General features: G+C 37.1%; 16 protein-coding genes. 13 read left to right on the forward strand and 3 right to left on the reverse strand.

Annotation, left to right across the window (positions count from 1 at the left end):
- Positions 1-3 precede the first annotated feature (3 nt).
- From BTO23_RS00955 to BTO23_RS00970, 4 genes are all read left to right on the forward strand, one after another.
- A complete protein-coding gene (locus BTO23_RS00955) occupies positions 4-1,803 on the forward strand; it encodes an ABC transporter ATP-binding protein (protein WP_105062823.1) in 1,800 nt (599 codons plus the stop codon).
- Positions 1,796-3,613 (forward strand): ABC transporter ATP-binding protein, encoded by a 1,818-nt coding sequence (locus tag BTO23_RS00960; RefSeq protein ID WP_105062824.1) that lies wholly within the window; start codon positions 1,796-1,798, stop codon positions 3,611-3,613. Before BTO23_RS00955 ends, BTO23_RS00960 begins: the two co-directional genes overlap by 8 nt.
- A gap of 60 nt (positions 3,614-3,673) precedes the next feature.
- Complete coding sequence (locus tag BTO23_RS00965; protein WP_105062825.1) at positions 3,674-5,095, forward strand: glutathione synthase; 1,422 nt, start codon at positions 3,674-3,676, stop codon at positions 5,093-5,095.
- A 296-nt stretch (positions 5,096-5,391) separates the two neighbouring features.
- Positions 5,392-6,777, forward strand: coding sequence for a cytochrome-c peroxidase (locus tag BTO23_RS00970; protein WP_061030246.1), 1,386 nt, complete (start codon positions 5,392-5,394; stop codon positions 6,775-6,777).
- 93 nt (positions 6,778-6,870) lie between these two features.
- On the opposite strand, the gene BTO23_RS00975 is transcribed toward BTO23_RS00970, so the two are convergent.
- Both BTO23_RS00975 and BTO23_RS00980 read right to left on the reverse strand, forming a co-directional pair.
- The gene (locus tag BTO23_RS00975) at positions 6,871-7,410 is read right to left on the reverse strand and encodes a DUF3332 domain-containing protein (protein ID WP_060991719.1); all 540 of its coding nucleotides are present in this window, start codon (positions 7,408-7,410) and stop codon (positions 6,871-6,873) included.
- 288 nt (positions 7,411-7,698) lie between these two features.
- Positions 7,699-8,754 (reverse strand): DUF1254 domain-containing protein, encoded by a 1,056-nt coding sequence (locus BTO23_RS00980; protein ID WP_060991718.1) that lies wholly within the window; start codon positions 8,752-8,754, stop codon positions 7,699-7,701.
- A 349-nt stretch (positions 8,755-9,103) separates the two neighbouring features.
- On the opposite strand from BTO23_RS00980, the gene BTO23_RS00985 reads away from it, so the two are divergent.
- The 8 genes from BTO23_RS00985 (at position 9,104) to BTO23_RS01020 (ending at position 18,337) form a co-directional block, all read left to right on the forward strand.
- Positions 9,104-10,045: an AAA family ATPase gene (locus BTO23_RS00985; protein WP_105062826.1), complete on the forward strand. Its 942-nt coding sequence runs from the start codon at positions 9,104-9,106 to the stop codon at positions 10,043-10,045.
- Between the two features lie 14 nt (positions 10,046-10,059).
- Positions 10,060-10,998, forward strand: a complete 939-nt coding sequence (locus BTO23_RS00990; protein WP_105062827.1) for a DUF58 domain-containing protein — start codon at positions 10,060-10,062, stop codon at positions 10,996-10,998.
- Between the two features lie 16 nt (positions 10,999-11,014).
- Positions 11,015-11,539 (forward strand): DUF4381 domain-containing protein, encoded by a 525-nt coding sequence (locus tag BTO23_RS00995; RefSeq protein WP_060991715.1) that lies wholly within the window; start codon positions 11,015-11,017, stop codon positions 11,537-11,539.
- Entirely contained in the window at positions 11,532-12,557 is a 1,026-nt protein-coding gene (locus BTO23_RS01000; protein ID WP_105062828.1) for a vWA domain-containing protein, read from the forward strand. Before BTO23_RS00995 ends, BTO23_RS01000 begins: the two co-directional genes overlap by 8 nt.
- Positions 12,550-13,530, forward strand: coding sequence for a VWA domain-containing protein (locus BTO23_RS01005; RefSeq protein WP_105062829.1), 981 nt, complete (start codon positions 12,550-12,552; stop codon positions 13,528-13,530). The genes BTO23_RS01000 and BTO23_RS01005 overlap by 8 nt, the downstream gene beginning before the upstream one ends.
- The gene (locus tag BTO23_RS01010) at positions 13,524-14,573 is read left to right on the forward strand and encodes a haloalkane dehalogenase (RefSeq protein ID WP_245922066.1); all 1,050 of its coding nucleotides are present in this window, start codon (positions 13,524-13,526) and stop codon (positions 14,571-14,573) included. Before BTO23_RS01005 ends, BTO23_RS01010 begins: the two co-directional genes overlap by 7 nt.
- 820 nt (positions 14,574-15,393) lie before the next feature.
- Positions 15,394-16,446 (forward strand): site-specific integrase, encoded by a 1,053-nt coding sequence (locus tag BTO23_RS01015; protein ID WP_105062830.1) that lies wholly within the window; start codon positions 15,394-15,396, stop codon positions 16,444-16,446.
- 145 nt (positions 16,447-16,591) lie between these two features.
- The gene (locus tag BTO23_RS01020; RefSeq protein ID WP_105062831.1) at positions 16,592-18,337 is read left to right on the forward strand and encodes a YfjI family protein; all 1,746 of its coding nucleotides are present in this window, start codon (positions 16,592-16,594) and stop codon (positions 18,335-18,337) included.
- Between the two features lie 61 nt (positions 18,338-18,398).
- On the opposite strand, the gene BTO23_RS01025 is transcribed toward BTO23_RS01020, so the two are convergent.
- Positions 18,399-19,250 carry a hypothetical protein gene (locus BTO23_RS01025; RefSeq protein ID WP_105062832.1) on the reverse strand — a complete coding sequence of 284 codons (852 nt, stop codon included), beginning with the start codon at positions 19,248-19,250 and terminating at the stop codon, positions 18,399-18,401.
- A 165-nt stretch (positions 19,251-19,415) separates the two neighbouring features.
- On the opposite strand from BTO23_RS01025, the gene BTO23_RS01030 reads away from it, so the two are divergent.
- Positions 19,416-19,781 (forward strand): hypothetical protein, encoded by a 366-nt coding sequence (locus tag BTO23_RS01030; protein ID WP_105062833.1) that lies wholly within the window; start codon positions 19,416-19,418, stop codon positions 19,779-19,781.
- Positions 19,782-19,859: the final 78 nt, after the last annotated feature.

The following is a 19,859-nucleotide window of genomic DNA, read 5'->3' on the forward strand; positions in this document are numbered from 1 at the left end:
TTAATGAATATTTTGTGGAAATTGCGTGGTTACATAAAAATGTTTTCACGCCAATACATCATTGCCATTGTCGCATTACAAGTGGTGGCATTACTCAGTTTAATTCCTTCTTGGTTAATTGGACGAATCATCGATAGCATCAGTGCTAACGAATTAAGTATTACATATTTGTTGATTCATATTGGTGGCATTGTTGTTTCAGCTATTGCTATGTATGGCTTGCGCTATGTATGGCAAAGCCAATTGTATGGAGCTTCTATTGCTATTGCGAAAGTGCTGCGTCGAGATTTATTTCGAAAGTTTTCAATGTTGTCACCGTCATTTTATTCTCGCCGAAGTTCGGGCGATTTAATGGCTCATGCCACCAATGATTTAAACGCAGTTGAAGAAGCGACAGGCATGGGGATCATGACGTTAGTCGATTCTTTTATTGCAGGTTTGACTGTGATTTTCGGCATGATATTTATTGTGAGCGGAGAACTAACCGCTGTGGCATTACTGCCATTTCCTTTGTTGGTTTTCATTACGAAACGTTATGGTGCAAATCTACATAAAACGTTCGGTCGTGCGCAAGAGAGTTTTGCTAATTTAAATGAAGAGACGCGTGAAACGGTGTCTGGTATTCGTGCGGTTCGTTCTCATGGTATTGGGCAACGTCAAGAGCAACGCTTTGGTAAAACTCTTGATGAAACATTAAAAGCAAACTTAGCAGTTGCGAAAGTGGATGCAGCGTTTGCACCCACCATTCAACTTATTTACGGCTTATCATTTGTTATTTCATTGGCTTATGGTGCGTGGTTAATCAGCCATGATCTGATTTCTGTGGGTTTGTTTACTACCTTTACGTTATACCTTGGGCAATTATTAGGACCATTTTTACAATTTGGTTGGCAGTTTAATGTTTTCCAGCGTGGCAGTACGTCTTGGAAACGCTTGGAGGCACTTTTTTCAGAGAAAGAAGAAGTGGTTGAAGGAGCGGTTATATTACCAGTTGATGCGAAAGCAACGTTGAATATTGATATCACCTCATTCTCTTACCAAAATGCGAACCGACGAGCGCTCGATAAAATTAATATAACGGTACCTGACGGCAGTTTTATTGGAATAACAGGGCCAACTGGCAGTGGTAAAAGTACCTTATTGCAACTGGTATTAAGACAGTTTCAATTACCAAATGGATCAAGTATTAGTATTGATGGTCACTTGGTTGACTCATTAACGTTTCATTCATTACGAAACAAGATGGCGTGGGTTCCACAAAAACCGTTCTTATTTTCAGGCACTGTTGCTGAAAATATAGCACTTGCCAAACCCGATGCCACATATGAGCAAATTCAACACGTTGCTAATATGGCTGGAATTAAAAATGAAATCGATGATATGCCTGATGGATTTAATACCGAACTTCGTGAAGGTGGAAGTAATCTTTCTGGTGGGCAGCGTCAGCGATTAACGTTAGCAAGAGCCTTGTTATCTGATGCGGATATTTTGTTATTAGATGATCCGTTCAGTGCATTAGACATCAAAACAGAAGTAATTGTGCGCCAAAACTTAAAAGCAAATTATAGCCATAAGACGATGCTGCTAGTGACACAACGGTTACCTAATTTAATTGAAGCGGATCGAATTTTTGTGCTGAATGAAGGGCAAGTTGAGGAGCAAGGATCACATCATGATCTATTGGCTAATCAAGGTTGGTATTCGATGGTTTACCAAAGGCAAAGTCAGCTAAATACCGTGATTGAAGATATCTCAATTCCTGATAGTGAAGAGATGAAGGAAGTAGGAGATCACCATGGGTGAAGAACAAACACAGCAACCAAGTGATACTTTCTTGTTTAAACGATTATTAGCTTATTCCTTGCCTCATAAAGTACGATTTATTACTGCCTTTATGATGCTAACGGTTGCGATAAGTGCTGAAATGGCGATTCCATGGTTAGCAAAAATTATCCTTGATGATGTTATCGTACCACAGCAGTTTGAATGGTCACATTTGATTGGGCTTGTTAGCTTAGTAATGCTGTTTTATGTGATACCGGCGTTATTTACTTATTTGCAAGCAGTATCATTTCGTCATAGTGCCTTGTTGGTGATTAATGATGTGAGAAAACAACTGTTCAATCATGTATTGAATTTTTCAATCAGCAGCTTTGATAAAATATCTGCTGGTAAATTGGTTTCTTATATTACAAATGATACCGAATCTATGCGTGATATGTTTGTCTCAACGATCCCTACGATCATTCAAGGCAGTTTACGTATCATTGCGATATTTATTGCGATAGCGCTCTTGGATTGGCGTTTGATGCTATTGAGCTTGGTATTAATCCCTGTATTACTGGCAACAATGCATTTGTATCGAAAAATCTCAATGCCTGTGTTTAACGGGGTTCGAGAGCAGATCAGTAATATTAATGGGCGTATTAATGAATCGCTACAAGGAATGGCATTGATTCAAGCGTTTAATCAAGAAAAAGTGTTTAAAGATAAATTTGAACAAGAAAACCAGCGTTGGTTTGAGTTTAGAACTAAATCAATCGCTATTGATAGCTTCATGCTTATTCCGTTAACGCGTTTAGTTTCCAATTTAACGGCTGCTGGTATTGTGGCGTGGTTTGCTAATGCGTCATTAACGACTGTGGTTGAAGTCGGGACGTTATATGCATTTTTGAACTATATTGAACGTTTTTTTGACCCGTTCCGCCAGCTTTCAATGGAGTTACGTAAATTGCAGGTGGCAACGGTTGCATCAAAACGTGTATTTGAGTTGTTGGATGAAGAATCTGAGCAGAATCGTTATCCACAAGAACGAGTTGAAATCTCAGCATCACATGACATTGAATTTCGTCATGTTGACTTAAGTTATGACGAAGGAAACTTAGTCTTATCTGATGTGAATTTTGTGGCTAAAGGTGGCCAGTTTACAGCGATAGTTGGTCATACTGGCAGTGGTAAAAGCTCAGTAATTAATTTACTTATGCGATTCTACCAACACCAAAAAGGCTCCATCTTAATTGGAGGCCAACCAATCGAGTCGTTACCAGAAATTCAACTACGGAAAATGTTTGGCTTGGTATCTCAAGACCCGACGATTTTTAGTGGTTCAATCATTGAGAATATTGATTTATCACACTCGACACCGGACAAAGAAAAAGTAATTACAGCAGCACAGCAAGTAAAAGCACACCGATTTATTAGTAGATTAGCCAATGGTTATGACCATCAACCTGGTCATGGTGGTTCATCACTTTCTGTTGGTGAAAAACAGCTGTTAGCTTTAGCTCGTGCAATCTCACATCAACCTAATATTTTTCTATTAGATGAAGCTACGGCAAATATTGATAGTGAAACGGAAGAAGCAATAAAAAAAGCATTAGAAAATCTTCAAGATGGTAAAACGGTAATAACGGTTGCTCATCGATTATCAACGATAAAAAATGCCGATCAAATTTTAGTGATGAATAAAGGGAAAGTGGTTCAAAGTGGCACCCATGATGAGCTTATTATTCAAGCCGGAGATTATCGCGACTTGTATTTGACACAAAAAGCACAAGAAGAAAACGAACATCAGAACAGCATACTTGGTCTAGCTAACGCTAATGTTGCTTGAGTCATTAAATTTAAGAGTAATTAAAATGAATACAGAAAAAAATCGTTTGTATCTCAGCAAATCATCGAAGATGCCTGTGAGTGGGAAATTATGCACGGTGTGGCATTTCGACAAGCAGATAATACGGCACGGCATTGTCCATTTAGTATTGCCCCAATGACTATTGAGCGTAATGTTTATCAGCATTTATTAACGGTAACGCCATTGATTACGAAGCTTATTAATAATGTTTCTGAAGATCATGACTTCCTACAAGAATCATTAGGTCACATGGCAAAAGCGGATCCGTTTTTTGGGCGTTTGATGTCACTGCATAGTACATTGCATAGTGATGTAAATAACTATACTGCGGCTCGTCAACCTTTGTTATTAATGCGTACGGATTTCATGGATGACCGCAACCATGGTGCAAAAGTGATTGAATTTAATGGGATTGCGGCAGGCATGGGACCTTTTGGTCAACGTGCAACTGAATTTCATTCGTTTATGAAAAACCAATGGCCGGAGACTTATAATCAATGGATTGAAGATCCATCAGCGATTCCTGCGGATAATCATGGTTTAGAGCAATTGGCCTATGGTATTGCGACTGCTGCAAAATCGGTAAGTTCTGATTTTAATGTTCAAAGTAAACCAACGTTCTTGATGGTAGTTCAAAAGAACGAAGATAACGTTTATGACCAGCATCTGCTGGAAGTTGAGTTGCAAAAACAAGGTATACGGACGGTAAGACGTACGTTTGAGCAACTCAGCACTCAATTGTCTAGTGGTGAGAATAAACGTTTGTTATTAGATAATGTAGGACCGATTGATGTAGTGTATCTACGTGCTGGTTATCAATATGAGGATTATTTCTCTCCAGAACTTAATGAACCAGAATGTTGTCATACGTTAAGTCAAACTCGTTTGTTTATTGAGCAGCATTACGTCGCGGTAAACGCAACCATCAGTCAGCAATTGGCGACCAGTAAAACAATGCAAATGTTGTTAACCATGATGCCAGAATCTGAATACATGCGTTGGGACTTAACTCTTGAAGAAGCGCTCTTGGTAAAAAGTGTTTTGGCTGAGATGAAGCCTGTTAATAACGAAACTATTAAATGGTTTAACGCAGAAGCTAAACAGGAAGAATGGGTATTAAAAAACCAAGGTGAGGGCGGTGGTCATTGTGTCTTTGGGCAAGATATTGGTAAGAAATTAAGCCAGTTAGCTCTTGAAGAATATGATGCATGGGCATTAATGCAGCGTTTGTACCCTCATGAGCGTGATACACCAACCATTGCTGTTCGTGATGGTGAGCAAACCATTGTGGATGATTTAGTTAGTGAAATAGGCTTATTTACCGCGTATTACAATGGCAAACCAGTGACTGAATTTGAGGGGTATGCTGGATATTTAATTCGTAGCAAGCCTGCAAGTGAAAATGAAGGAGGGATCCACAGTGGCAAAGGGATCCTTGATTCGTTGGTTTTAATCGATTAATTAAAATAGCTTATTAATATATCGCCCAATGTCATTTGATGTTGGGCTTTTTTATATTTTTTAATAAATAGCTAAGTTTATAAAATTGATCTTGGATAATAAACTGCCCGTTATTATTTTAACATAATACGATCATTTTTATGCCGAGCGTCATTTATCATTATGAAAAGTAAGGTTATTTATTATCGTAAGATACAGTTATCGATTAAAGCGATGATTCTCATGATATTTCTTCCTTGGAAAGGCTCATTTTTTCACTCTATCGTGAGCGAACATTCATGTAGCAGGAGAAAGTTATGAAAAAATTAGGATTGATTATAGGACTAGGTGCAGTGGCTTACCTAGGAACCGTTTATGTGGTGGATTCATCAGATAAAGCATTAAGCCAAAGTAAAATTTCGCAATCAGATCATAAATACGATCCAATTTCTTCTGCTGCCTTTAAAGTATTAACTGAAAATGGTTGTGGTTATTGCCATACCGATAATAGCGAAATGCCTTTTTATGCCAATCTTCCTATCGCTAAACAAATCATGCAAAAAGACGTAGAAAGTGGATTACGTCATTTTCAATTTAATGATGTATTAGCTAGTTTTGAAAATGGAAATGAGATATCAGACGTTGCCTTAGCTAAAATTAGCGGGGTATTGAATGACTCATCTATGCCACCAAAAGCGTATTTATCAATGCATTGGCGTTCAAATTTATCTGATAATGAAAAACAAACTTTACGAACATGGATTAAACAAGAACAAGAAAATAAACAGTCATTAGCAAGCGGAGCATTTCAATATGAAGCGATTCAACCCATTAATGACGCTATACAAGTTGATAATAATAAAGTGGCTTTAGGTGAAGCGCTTTATCATGACACACGTTTATCGGGTGATAACACCGTTGCATGTTCAAGTTGTCACTCATTAGCAACGGGTGGTGTTGATAGGCTAACCACATCAACTGGTATTAATGGTTCAAAAGGGCCAATCAATGCTCCAACAGTATTTAACTCTTCTTATAATATTCACCAATTTTGGGACGGTAGAGCGAGAGATCTGCAAGAGCAAGCGGGCGGACCACCAATGAACCCAATAGAAATGGGTTCTACGTCATGGGATCAAATTACGCAAAAGCTAGATTTGGATGATGGAATGAAAGTCGCTTTTGCCAAGATTTATCCTGATGGCATTACGGGGGATAATATAACCGATGCAATTGCTGAGTTTGAGAAAACCCTAATTACACCAAACAGCCGTTTTGATCAGTACTTAAAAGGTGATGATTTAGCTCTGAGTGCACAAGAGAAAAACGGGTATGAATTATTTAAAGATAACAAATGTTCAACCTGTCATGCAGGTCAAGCGATGGGGGGGCAAACGTTTGAAGTTATGGGGTTAAAAGCCGATTATTTCACTCATAGAGGTAACGTGTCTGAGGTTGATAATGGTCGATTTAATGTGACAAATAAAGCCTATGATATGAACCGTTTCAAAGTCCCAACATTACGCAATATTGCACTTACTGCGCCTTATTTCCATGATGGTAGTGTTAATTCATTAGATGAAGCGGTTGCAGTTATGGCTGAATATCAAGTAGGAGTGACATTGAGTAACAATGAGATTGCTGATATTAGTGCTTATTTGAAAACCTTAACGGGTGATTACAAAGGACAAATGTTGAATTAATTTTAGGGTTAATAAGTGACAAAACGAAAAGCCCAATATCAAGATTATTGGGCTTTTTTACATGGTTAATATAGGTATTGATTTAGCAAAAAACTATGCTTTTGATGCCGCGAGTTCTTGCAGTTGTTCAATCGTTGTTTCTGCTACTAAAACACCATCAATAAAGTAGCTTACTTGATTGTCATTTTTTAAACCAAGCAGTGTTGCTTTATCGCCATTTGAATACGTAATATCCATTTGGATCGTGTTCTCATCGATTTGTTGAAATTCACCTGTTTCATAAGTTCGTTGAAGAGTGATTGGGCCAACAGGTGCTTCTTTTAATGAGTCATCTAAATCGTCATTAATATTTATCATGGTCTCGGTTTTACTGTCAAAAATGTGTGGAGAACCATTGATTGGGTTTTTACCTGTCCAAAATTCCAAAGAGTTAAAAACGATATAATCGGCAGCGGTTGTAATTGCATATACAGGAGATAATAAAAAGTTTACTCCAGCCCTAGCGTATCGGTTATCTACAACCTCTACGTTGAATTGCATTAGCTTTCCGGTCACTGCCATACTACCAACACATCCTGATAGACTGACGGCTACAGCTGTCATTGCTACAACTTTTACAAATGTTTTTTTCATGTTCCCTCACTTACCGTTAAGCACTTTGCTAGAACTATTAACATAGTAGGGAATTTTAGAATTAGCCGTGAATATTGTTACTATTTAATGATTTATTTTTATTCTGTGCGGTAGTGCAAAAAATAAGTGGTGAAGAAAGAGGGAGGGTTTGTTGCTATTTATCAAGGAGAGATAAGGCAAAATGAATGATTCTCGCCTCGTTACAGCAACGGATTTTATCCAGTTGAAATAATAAAGCGAGAAAAATTCAAATGTAATTAGTGATTCAATGAAATGGTATTGAGTGAGTTATTTCACTGCCTTTACATAAGGTAGGACACGGAATCCATCACGAACTTTTTGGCTTGGAATATAGTGACGGAATGCTAAATTAAATACGTTAGAATCGTTAGCTGTTTTAATATTGTTAGGAGCATTATCACCACAGCCAAAGCTTACAGTATACGTACCATCGGCATTTTTTTCTGCCGTATTAGAACTAACGTTAGCAACGTCTCCAAACATAAAGCCTTTTTTGTTATAAACAGTTACAGACCAAAATGCTTGGTTCTTTGGATCTTCGAATGTTGCTTGATGACATGTATCAGCAGGGAAGTTTCCTGAGACTTCATAAATATTATCTTCTAGCTGCGCCCCCCCCCAACCAATCGCTGCTCCAATAGCGTATTTCTCTTTGGTAAACAGTTCTTTTGACGCATCTTCAGGGTCTGTAAACATGCCAAAGGTCGCTTGTGCACCATCACGTTTCAGTATTTTTGGCATTTCCATTTTAAGATTTTTTTCTACTGCTTCAAATGATTTCTCATCAACTTGCATTGCAGTAAATTTACCATCAGCATTTGCATCTATACGCATTTTATCTTGGATTTTATGGACTTCATCTTTAGTGAAGGTTGCATCAGTACGAACGATGACATAAACGTGGTCGCCACTGTGAGTCGATAAATCAAATGTTCCTGCCCCATATTGCATTGATTGAATACGATGATCTTCAGTAATAACTTCCATCGACATGTATTTGCCTTCTGGTATTTCAGGCAATGTAACAGTCGCTCCCTTTGATACATTGACGACTGCCATTGAGTAGAATGTATCACGATTCATTCGTACTACGGGTTGTTTATCTGTTGGAGTTAGTTCACGTTTGTGTAGAAATTTATTTACGCCTACTAATTCTTGGTTTTTTAAATACTGACGAGAAGTCTCATATATGGCGTAGTTATCAGTTGTTGTTACTTTGCCATCGGCATTAAAAAACTCAGTAAGAGTTGAAACTTCTTCAGCTGCGAAAGTCGGCAGTGAAACGGCGCTTAAACCTAATACTACTAGTGCTAATTTTTTCATTGTTGACCTCTAATAAATGCAATAACTGTTTAACTTGTGAACAATTCTAGCAATCAAATATAAATAAACAAATGACATCGATTTATATGTGTTATGCAGATAAGTAATGTGGATGTTAGTTAGATATGCTTGATTGATATAAGCGTAGTGCGTTAGCCTATTTATTGTTCAGTTAAGTCACGTTTTAAGATAGTGGTATAGAGAAATCAACGTTGATTACTTATACATAAATAAATCTAGACTACTCTTAGTAAAAATGGCGTAACTAATTACTTTTATTAGTGATTTTTTATTTCTTCGTTTAGCTGAACATGGTTTTTCTTGATTAACTAGTCAAAAAGGTAAGCAAATGAATCCAACGTTAGAGTCGATATTACAACTAAAGAAACAAATGGAAGCTTCAGTAGTAGGTCAGCAACACATGGTCGATACGTTACTGGTTGCTTTATTGACTAATGGCAACGTACTGCTAGAGGGATTACCTGGTACAGCGAAAACTCGTTCTATCAAATCGTTAGCAGCGGCATTGCAAGTTGATCTCGGTCGCGTTCAATTTACTCCCGATCTTTTACCTTCTGATGTGACGGGTACAGAGGTATACCAAGATGTGGATGGAAAACCGACATTAACTTTCCAACCGGGTCCTGTTTTTAATAATCTATTACTTGCAGATGAAATCAATCGTTCACCAGCAAAAGTGCAAGCGGCGTTGTTAGAAGCGATGGAAGAAAGACAAATTACGGTTGCAGGCAAGACATACCAATTACCTGATCTGTTTATGGTACTAGCGACACAAAATCCAGTAGAACAAGAAGGTACGTATCCATTACCTGAAGCTCAGATGGACAGATTTATTATGAAAATAAACCTCGATTATCCTGATGCAGAAGCTGAAGAGCAAATTATTAAAATGGTACGTAGTGAAGAAAAACCAAATCAAGAAAAAGCAGATCCTATTGACCCTAAGTGTATTTTTGATGCGCGTGAGCAACTGCGAGATATTCATTGTAGTGATGCTGTTCTTAAATACATTGTTTCAATTGTTGTGGCAACAAGGCAACCCGAGCTCTATCCTGATTCTTCGCTTTCTGAATGGGTTGCCGTGGGGTCTAGCCCTAGAGCGACGATAGCATGGCTGAATGGTAAAGATTTTGTTGACCCCGATGATGTTCGTAAAGTCGTTCATGGTGTTTTACGTCATCGTCTTATTTTGTCTTATGATGCGCTAGCGGAAGGCATAAGTTCTGACCGTGTAATTAATGAGATCTTATCTCAGGTTGCAGTAGCTTAACGCGGGAGGTGACCATGGAGACGAAATCAATACTTGATCCGGATATTTATACGAATTTAAAAGCGTTACGACTTTTAAAATATAAAGCTCATGGCTTTGATTTTTTACCAACTCAGCCTATTAACAGTGCGTTGACTGGTCGTCATGTTTCTAAACTACGTGGACGTGGATTGAATTTTGAAGAGATGTGTCATTATCAAATCGGAGATGATATTCGTACCATGGACTGGAAAGTGACAATGAGAACCGGAAAGCCTCATGTCAAAATTTTCTCAGAAGAACGAGAAAGGAATGTTTATCTGTTAGTTGATCAAAGAACCAGTATGTTTTTTGGAAGCACAGGTCGAATGAAGTCAGTGGTTGCAGCTGAAATCGCCTCTTTAATTGCTTGGAAAGTAGTGGGTAACACCGATCGTGTGGGCACTATTATTTACAACGACAACACTGCTTTGTCTATTGCTCCCCAACGAAGCACAAATCACGTACTTAAAATACTGAATGAAATTGCGATTAAAAATCAGCAACTTAAAGCTGGTAAAGCTAAAGACTCTCAAACTAATTCGTTTGCGAAACTTTTTCATCAAGCACAGAGATTAGTCAAACATGATGGGTTAGTGATTTTGATTACCGATGGTTATGGCTATAACGAACGGAGTGAAGAGCAAATTAAATCATTGTGTCAGCATAATGACGTTGTGCTATGCCATGTGACAGATCCGCTGGAACATGACTTAGCGACGTTAAATAAAATGGTATTCAGTGATGGCCAAATGCAGTTATCTGTATCGGGACAAGAAGATAAATTACGTGAAGACTTTTCTAATGACGTAGTTCAAGCCATCGAAAATTTCAGTTTGGTGGCCAAAAAATATCGGATCCCTGTGTTGCCATTTAATACTCTTGATCCAATAGATGTTCAGCTTAGAAAAGCGCTAGGCGCTAATTTAAAGTGAGTGAGGATACTGAATTATGATGACAACGATAGGGCTTGAGTCTTTACGGCCAGAAAATGTAACTCCATTAATGAGTTCGCTATCTGAACCCTCTATATCTGGACATATTTCATGGGTACCCAATGCACCAGGTTGGTATTGGTTACTGTTTTTATTATTTTGCTTTGCTTTATATCGTATCTATCTTTTTGTTCAGAATTATCTGTCAAATACATACCGACGTGCTGCACTTATTGAGCTTGAACATTTCACTCTTCAAGAGCCACTGAGTGAGAAAGAACAATATCAGAAGCTACCACAGCTGTTACGTCGAACGGCGCTTTATGCGTTTCCTCGATCTGACATCGCGCCTTTAACTGGGATTGCTTGGGAGAAATGGTTAGATGACCATTGTACTAAGAGTCAATTTTCGACTGAGATCTCAGGCTTACTTTCCCAACTTGCTTACTCACCAACAGCAACATTAACGGAAGAAAATAAACACGCTATTTTGGATAACGTTGCACTTTGGATAAAACACCACGAGGTGTCACATGATTGAGTTTGAATATCCTTTAGCATTCACGCTGCTCTGTTTACCTTTTGCGGTGTATTGGTTATTTCCTGTTTACAAAGAGTCCAGAAGTGCGATTCAAGTACCGTTTTTTGAGCGTCTTACTGCATTATCACCAGAAAAACCATCTGAAACAGCAGTAAAACTGAGTCGTCGAAAAGTGCAATGGTTATTGGTCATTATTAGTTATCTTGCTTTAGTTGCTGCCATTGCAAAGCCAATGTGGGTCGGAGAGCCAATCGAGCAGAAAAAATCAGCTAGAGAAATCATGGTTGCACTGGATCTTTCAGGGTCGATGTCTGAAAAGGACTTTACTGATCTAGAAGGGAAAAAACATGATCGCCTGACCATTGCCAAAAAAGTATTACGAGAATTTGCAGCGCAAAGAAAGCATGACCGACTTGGTTTAATTTTGTTTGCTGATTCTGCTTATATTCAAGCGCCATTCACTGAGGATATCGGTGTTTGGCAAGCACTACTTGATGATGTTGAACTTGGTTATGCAGGCTTTCAAACGGCATTTGGTGATGCTATTGGATTATCTATAGCTGTGTTTGAACAAGAAGAAAGTCGGCAGAGAGTGATGATACTGTTAACGGATGGCGATGACACAAGCTCAAAAATGCCACCAGTAAAAGCCGCTGAAATTGCAGAAAAATATGGCGTAAAAATATATACCATTGCTATCGGTGATCCGAGTACAAAGGGGCGTTATAAGATGGATCTTCCTACGCTCAAAAAGGTATCAGAAGTGACAGGAGGTCAGATGTTTCATGCTATGGATCGTCAAGAGCTTGAGTTGGCATATTCAACAATCGATAAACTTGAACAACAAGAGTTTGAGTTGTTGTCTCATAGACCGAAACATAGCCTACACCACATTGCTTTTGGCATCTGTTTAGTCAGTAATTTATTTGCAGCTTTTATCGTGTTTGGTGCAAATTTACGTCGTCAAAGACAAGTAAAACGAGTGATAAAAAGAAGAGAGGAGCTAAACAATGAGTGAGTTAAGCACATTAATTAGCGGTGATCTTACCCAGTTTCATTTTATGCGTCCATTGTGGTTATTAACGCTTATTACTTTTGGTTTATTTTATAAAACATTAGTGAAGCAAGATGATTTAGTTGTGCAATGGCAATCAGTTATGTCTAAAAATATGGTTGAACACTTATCTCTTAACCAAGCTCACGGACGAATAATATCCCCTAATCGATTGTTTTTAGTTTTTACTATTTTAGCAAGCATCATTATGGTTGGCCCAACTTGGCAGCAGCAGGCTTCTCCGTTTTTTGAAGATAATTCAGAATTGGTTATTGCTTTAGATGTTTCTGAATCGATGAATAAAACAGACATTCAACCATCACGATTAGAAAGAGCGAAACAAAAAATAAACCAACTTATTGAACTTAGGGGGGATGCCAAAACTGGATTAATTGTTTATGGAGGTAGTGCTCACGTAGCGATGCCAGTAACTAAAGATAAAGAGTTAACACGCTATTTTTTAGATGTATTAGATGGAAGTTTACTCCCTGATAATGAAAGTAAACCAGAGTCAGTATTAAAACCAGTTGAAAAATTATTGTCGCAAGTTAAAGCTCCGTCAACGGTATTGATGCTAACGGATAAAACAAATGAAGCAGCTATTGATAAATTAACTAAAGCATTTGAGCAACAAAATCATCAAGTTATTGTATGGGCAATAGGGGAAAACGCGTCGAGTGGCGGAAATGGAGAGATAGGTTTAAGTGAGTCTCAACTTAATACGCTTTCTCTATTAGCAAAAGCCGGACACGGAAAAATGATCCCATTTACTCATGACTCTAGTGATGTCGAATTGGTTTATAAACAGATTAAAAATAACCTTTTTGCGGTTAACGATAGCGCTTTGCCTTGGTTGGATGCTGGTTATTGGCTGTTATTTTTGTTGCTTCCGATCCAGTTAATGTGGTTTAGGCGTGGGTGGACTTTACAATGGTAGTTAATCAATTCAATGTAACCTCGAGAGTAGCAAATAAATCGAGCCGTTTTCATGTGTTATCTAAACTAAAATTATTACATTTAGCTTTTATGTTGATTGCAATAAATATTGTATGGGGAGTGGTACATCAATATTCATTCCTTGAATTCTGGTTATCTAAAGATCAACAGGCTTACGTTCAATTTGAAAAGAAAAATTACGCGCAAAGTGCAGTGCTTTTTGACGATCCGCTATTGAAGGGATATAGCTATTATTTATCAGGAGATTTTACTGGAGCGATAGAGGTATTGGGTTCTCAGGAAGAAGGGCAAGGACGTTTAATTGCGATTGATATGATTGGTATGGGAGATTCAGAGAAGCTTGATAACACTACTGATGGGAGTTATTCATTAAAAGAAAATACTAAATACACTTCAGCATTATTGGCTGAATTAGGTGTAGATAAAAATGTAACATTGGTCTTACATGATTGGGGTTCTGGGGTTGGCTTTAATTGGGCTAATCACAATCAAGAAAAAATAAAAGCCATTGCTTTCATGGAGGCTATTGTTACTACTTTTCCTACTTGGGAAGAATTTAACCATGAGTTACATGACCCTATAGGTATGTTACGTTCACTTGAAGGCGATAAAATGGCGCTTGAAGATAACTTTTTTATTGAAACGTTGCTTCCAAATGCCATTTTAAGAAAGTTAACAGAAAAAGAGCATGCCGAATATCGTCGTCCTTTCATTAATGCAGGGGAAGATCGTCGAGCAACGTTAGCGGGCCCTCGCCAATTACCAATTGCTGAAACTCCAGCAGAAACAGTAGCTTTAATTGATTCCTATGCAAAATATTTAGCTCACTCTAATAATATTCCTAAGTTATTTATTAATGCAGAACCTGGCGCTTTCTTAGTTGGTTATGCTCGTGATTTTGTTCGCACTTGGCCTAACCTTAAAGAAGTCACAGTTAAAGGCTCTCATTTTATTCAAGAAGATTCCCCTCATGAGATTGGTGAAGCGTTATCTTTATGGGTAGATCAAGAGAAACTAAAATGAAAAAATAATTTCTTTGGTTATATTTCTGATATTAAATAACGATGCTCATTCAAGTTAACCATTTGATTTAATATTAATAATCAAAAGCTGGGGGAATATAAACCTACAGAAATACAATGGGGGGAGTTGTAGCTGTTTTTACGTTGTGTAACATAAGTGGAGTTGGTTATGTGTATCACTTTGTGTAGCAATACGTGAAAATAAAACCTCATATAAAGAAAAAGGCTTGAAACCCTAAGGGAATCAAGCCTTTCCAAACGTTTGGTGGAGCTGGGGGGAGTCGCCAACTTCTACCTAATTGTTTTAAATCAACGGTTTAACTGGATGGTAAATCCATATTTAGTACCTGAATCTAGCACCATTTTCAAGAGTCTACAATCCAAAACTACCAAATGATAGGCGTCAAACGACGCCTCTATGAAGTATTTCGATACCACCCCATTCAATAAAACTTTCGACGCCAGTTCAACTCCCTGTGTGGCAGGTTATGCAGGTTGATGGTTGTGAGTTTCACGAAAATCTTGCACTTAGATATGAAAGAGTAACGAGGAAAAGAAAAAAGTGTTTACCATTTTGTTTGTTGTGGTAATAAGCTGTTGATTTAAAAGGGGTTAAAGAATTAGTGGTACGTGATCTATCTCACGTTTCTGGTAAATTACCACCTTGAAAAATAGATATGCTTTTCCTTATCGAAATAAAGGGTTAAGAATTGAAAATGTGATATTTGTTTATTGTTTGTACAATACTCTGAGTATTTGACGCTTGCACATAAAACTTTGATACGTATTATTTCATCCCAAGAGACATAGGATGATTAAACATGATTAATAAAAACATAGATGAGTACCTTGATATTTTTGTGGCTCATAAAAATTTTCAAGGTGTAAATAAAAAGAGTGCAAATTCTTTAGAGGCTGCAATAAGAAATGCAATTAGATTGAGTAAGAAAAACTTTTTTCTTTGGAATGGTAAGGACTGCCGAGAAGTTTATTACGCGATCTATTCATTACCTAGAAATTTAACGAAAAATAAAATGTTCAATGGTTTAAATGGTAAAGAGTTATTAAAAAAAGCGGAGTTGCTTGGAGTGGATAGAATTAGTGTATCAACTGCTGAAAGATATGTTAGAAGCATTAGAAACTTTTCTGGGTGGTTGCACTCACAAGGTTTAATTAAGCATGATTATTTCAAAGAATTAAAACCTAAAAAAATTGACGTAAAGGATAATGCTCAACGAATGCCTTTTAGTGAGAAGCAGATTAAGAAAATTTTAAAAAGTGACATATTTGAAGATAATCATAACTACTTAAAATGGATCGTGTTAATCGCGATTGAGATGGGCATGAGACAGAATGAGATTTCTCAACTTTATCGAAGTAACATAGTAAAAAATGACGGTGTTTGGTGCATTGATGTGTCTCGTGATGGGAGTGACCAGAGACTAAAAAACAAAAATGCACCTAGAACAATTCCTATCCCGAAAACGCTGATTAAGCTAGGGTTCATTAAGTATGTTGAATCTTGCAATGAGCGCTTGTTTCCTGAGTTGAAATACTATGAATTGGATGGTTATTCAAGAAATGTTTCTAAATGGTTTTCAGGCTATAAAAAGCAATGGGACTTTGGTAAAGATAGAGACTTTCATTCATTTAGACATTATTTCATCGACAAAATGAAACAAGCTAAAGTTGAAGAATTTATTACTGCTGAACTTGTTGGGCATGGATATGAAAAAGAAACCTATGGTCGTTATGGGGGAAGTATGTCTGTAAAGACAGTCAAAAAAATAATGGATAAGCATTCATCTAAGTCAGTGAAAAAAATGGTCACTAGATACAGATTAAAAAAGCTAACCCAAATCCTCTCTCGATAAATATTTAAATTAACTTTTTTTGGGTGTAACTCCTATGGATTATTACACCCAAAATTTCATTGTAATATATTTAAAAACTTAATTACTTATAGTTAATCTAGGGGTTTAAATATTTGTATGGTTGTTTGTCTTCACTAACTAAAAAATGAGGTGTGCTATTAATATTTTTAAATTCCTTAAAGGTTCAATTTTTACTTCAGGCAGTAATTCGCTTGTTTTAAAATCAACGACTGTAATTCCATGTAAAAAAAATCCAGAGGAAAATGAAAATATCACACTCGATATTGAGTGTGAATATCAAGACGAAATGTTGAGATGTTATTCTCAAGAACAGAAAGAGCTATATGAATATGAAGAGATGAGTTATCTCAATAACCGCGGTATGTCTATGCCTGTTCAGGAGAGTTGTCAAAATTATAACCAAGGTTATATTGTTGAATGGCATGATCCTGAACCTATTACATTGAATAGATTCTCACCAATAGACTTTGATAAAACAATGGTTCCATCGAGTCTATGGAAATACATCCATGAATTTTCTAAATCGTTGAACAACTCGCCATTAGATTATTTGGCTGTTTCTTTGATTGTCGCTTTAGCTAGTTTAATTGGAGGTACTATGTCTATTGCTCCAAAGAAAAACGATAAAGGTTGGAAAGTTAAGCCCACTTTATGGGGGATGATTATTGGTGGACCATCTCGATATAAAACTCCGATGATGAATAGGGGGATGGAGCCCTTGTATTATGCCCAACAAAAAGTAATCAATGTAACAAACTTAAAAAATCAAAAAAAGCAAGATGCATTGAATGAAATTGTTGATAAAAAGGAAAGTGATCTAAAAATTCAGCTTAGTGAAGCTTTAGAAAAAAATGATTCAAAAACAGCAGAAACACTGCTCGAAGAGATTGCGTCACTTACTAGAACGAACATTACAAAAAGAGATGTAATCGTTAATGATGCGACACCTGAAGCACTTTTAATTAGACTTGCTGACAATCGCTTAGGCGTACTGCAATTTAGAGATGAGTTGTCGGGATTTTTTGCTTCGATGAATAAACAAGGACGAGAGCAAGAGCGAGCGTTGTTTCTCGAGGGATTTAATGCATCAGGTTCACCATACACACAAGAAAGAGTCGGCAGAGAGAAAGTAGTATTAGAAAGCGTACACTTAAATATTCTTGGTGCTATTCAACCTAAGGTTCTTTTACCTATTCTGCATGACCGGGAAAGCGGGCGTGTTGATGATGGTCTGTTTGAGAGATTTCAACTTGCAGTTTGGCCTGATGATGGTCTAACTGAATATACAGATTTCTCTGTATCGCCAGAGTCAAAAGATATTGTAAATGAGCTCTTTACTCGTGTGGCAAGGCTAGAGGAAGATGAGCATCATTGTTTCAATTTTGATTCAGAAGCACAGGAACTATGGGATAAATGGTCTAAAAACTTCTATTCGTCGGTGGGGAATCTTTCAAATGAGGAGCAATCAATTGAGATTAAATATCCCGCGATGGTAGCTAAGATTGCTCTTGTTCTTCAAGTTGCTATCAACGGAGAACAAGAACCTGATGCATCGTTAGTTGGAGAGTCGCTAATCGATCAAGAAGCCTTGAGAATGGCGTTTAAGTGGTTGAGATATCTAAGGACACACTCTCGTAAAATTCGTTCACTGACTCAAGGAGAGGGCGATGCAAGTGTAAGTTCCTTACTAGCCAACCTGTCTAAGTTTGGCGGATCATTTACAAAGCAACAGTTGAGTCAAAAATGCTGGAAAGGACTGACCAATCGGAATGATCGTGATAGAGCTCTACTGGAGTTAGAAAATAAGGGGTATATTAAGCTAGTTTCAGAGCCTCGAAAAATGTTTCTAGTTCATCCAGATTATTGTTAAGTAATAAAAGCAACCTGCAATACCTGCAAGATCTTAATACAGGTATTGCAGGTATTTATATTTAGTGAATTATTTTTCTATTAGATATTTTTTCAATGGCTTTAATGCTATCTTCTATTTTTACTATGTTAGGCAGGTCTGACTTATTTAACATTAAATAGGTTTTAGTTATACGATTAAACTGGCGATTTAGTTGTCGACTGTTTTTTTCATTATTGGCTATGAACCATTTATCTATTTGACTTTGTATCTTAATGATCATTTTTTCATTTTCTAAGTTTTTAGCATAGTGATACTTCCAAGTCTCAAGTTTTTTTGACTTATTCAGTTCAGATGGAGTGTAATCACGATAATTTAATCCAACATGTTTTAATACGGCGATGTTAAAAGCTGTCTTTAATACTTTGGTTGCTTTTTTCTGTTGAAGTTCCTTTAAGACTCTGGTGTTTCTCCCTGCTAGAACTTTCCCTACGATTAAATGGACATGATCACCACTCCCCATTTTGTTTTCTTGGTTTTGTCGATGTATGACAGCTCTAATGTTTTTTTTGAAATAGAATTCGTCTTCATTAGTTAAGTTACAAACTTGAAATAAAGATTTACAACAGCTTGTGATAATTTCTTTCCATTGCTCGTTTGTCGGAACAATACTTTTAGGTAAAGTTAAGCAATATTCCATGGCATATGATGACAGGTGACGACCCGCTTTATGCCCCATTTGTTGGCGCAATCGATATTGCTCACCGATAAGCGCTATATATTTAGATGTATGCTCATTCCCAATAACTGAAAATATTTCGGTTGTATTCGTATGATTTGGATGTTTTGTTGATGTGATATATCTTTCCCTGTAAGCGACACCTTTACTTCCATACTTCACAGGTTGAGTGATTACCGTCCAGTTTTTTATCATGATTTTATTTTAGTTATATTAACTATAAAAATGTAAGTCAAATCTATTTATTATTCCGGAGTTCAAGATAGGACAATAGCTTCGCTATTGTTCCATCTTGTTGGAGAAATATCCCCAAGCCCCTTGTGTAGGCACTGATAAATATCTATATTTAAAATAAACATTATGCTTTTTATCGATAAATTAAATTCAAGTTTTGATGAACTGAAGTTAGATGCAGCCAAGGAATTAGTAAATAGAGATCGCCGTTATAAAGATATATTATCAATAATTTCTCGGTACTGTGAAAATGTTAGTTTTATTAATGGACAAGACATAAAGGATAGAACAAATAAATATGAGTGGTTGTGTTCAGTGGTTGATATTCATTTGACAGCTACAATGTTAACAGATCAAATAGATGGGAATGATATCCCTATGGATTCGGAAATTATAAAAGAAGACAATGAGGCCAAAGCGAAGCAAATACTGGAAAGCATTGTTCTCTATTTGGTAGCAGCATCACCAAAGCCTGACTTGAGACGTTTTTAGGAGTATTCTCCACAAGAGCTGCCGCACTCCGTTTGGCGGCTCGTTTTATCTCTACATGCGAGCATATAGCAGAAAAAT

The organism is Aliivibrio sifiae (genome assembly GCF_002954715.1).
GTDB lineage: Bacteria > Pseudomonadota > Gammaproteobacteria > Enterobacterales > Vibrionaceae > Aliivibrio > Aliivibrio sifiae.